This window comes from Pseudovibrio sp. W74 (genome assembly GCF_001623085.1).
Lineage (GTDB): Bacteria > Pseudomonadota > Alphaproteobacteria > Rhizobiales > Stappiaceae > Pseudovibrio.
In genome coordinates, this window is record NZ_LMCJ01000008.1 from 54428 (window position 1) to 55842 (window position 1415).

Annotated in this window: 1 protein-coding gene; it reads right to left on the reverse strand. The window is 52.5% G+C overall.

The features are described 5' to 3' along the window. Positions 1 to 1415: phage tail tape measure protein (locus tag PsW74_RS06645; protein WP_208987874.1), on the reverse strand; the 1415-nt coding region annotated here is incomplete at both ends.

Genomic DNA, 1415 nt, shown 5'->3' on the forward strand with positions numbered 1-1415 from the left:
CATTCTCTCCCACTAGATAGTTACGGCCACCCACAATCTGCCCGCCTAATGCTCGCGCACCTGAGATCTGCGGAACCTTCAGGGCAGAACCCGCAGAAGGTTTGGGGATCGGGACCGCAAGGATTTGGTTTGCCTTTGTTTGAAGTGCCTCTGCTACTTTAGCTTCAGCAACTCCATTCGCAGTCTGCGCAAGCTCGGCGTTGAGTGCTTTCAGTTGCTCAACAATTTCCTCGCGGTCTGTCTGCAAGCCTCGTTTGGTTTGTCTCTCGCTTCGGCTATCGCCCAACTCTGCAATCTGGCTGTCGATCAATGCCAGGTCTTGCTTAAGGGCCTCAACGAGAACATTGCCTTTCTCAACCGGCCCTTTGCGTACCCCAATGAGATCTTCAAGCCATTGGTTCATTGCCTCACCGCGAGCGGCTCCATCTTTGAACCTGTTCTGCGCATACTGGGCTCTATCCTTCCAACTCATGCCCCATGTATTGATTGAGTGCTCAAACTCGTTGAGGGCTAGACCGATAGCATTCAGGCTGGCTGCACCTTTCAAGAGCTTGCTAGCCTTCATCCCTTTGATGTTGGATTTCCCGCCTCCGTTATCATTGGCAGCAGCTGGCATTTTGCGGGATACCTGAGGAACACCGGTTTTCTTAACGGAAGAAGGTTTTGCGCCTGCGGGGCCAACGGTACTGCGGGTCTTACGGCTACGCCCCATTGAGATTCCGGCTAACTTGCCCGCTCTCTTAAGCATCTTTCCAACACCGAGCACGGTATCAATGAGTGTTGTTTTGAGTAGCTTTGCTGCGAACCTGAGGCCAGTCAGAGCAACTAACAGACCAACTGCTGCGGTACCCCATTTAACGAAAAACCTCAGCATTTCCGGGTTCTCTTCCGCCCATTTTGTAAACGCTTTGATGTGTGGACCGACTGCGTCCGCCAAATCATTGATCACAGGCAAAAGACTGTCACCAATTGCAATAGACGCGGCCTCTACTTTGCTTTGAAACTCCTGCAGTTTGGCCGCGCTTGTTTCCCTTCTCTTCTGGAACTCGGCTTCAGAGGAGCCAAGGAAGTTTGCCTGAATAGCCACTGCCCCAAGAGCTTTATCCAGAAGCTCTGCATTCTCAATCAGAGGTGCAATTGCGCGTGCTTCATCTCCAAACAGATCTGAGATGACCGAGGTTTGCAGCTCCTTGGGTAGTTCTCTAATTTGCCCTATGACGGTTTTAAGCGTACCCACAGCGTCTTTCTGAAGGTTCTTGGATACCTTTACCGCATCCAGCCCCAAGCGCTTGTAGGCTTTGTGCTGGCGCTTTGTTGACCCCTCACCCCGTGCTAGCGCCTTACCTGCATTTCGGAAGCTGGTGGCCGCGACATCGGCTTGTGCGCCTGATGCAATCATTGCCGAGCCAATGGCT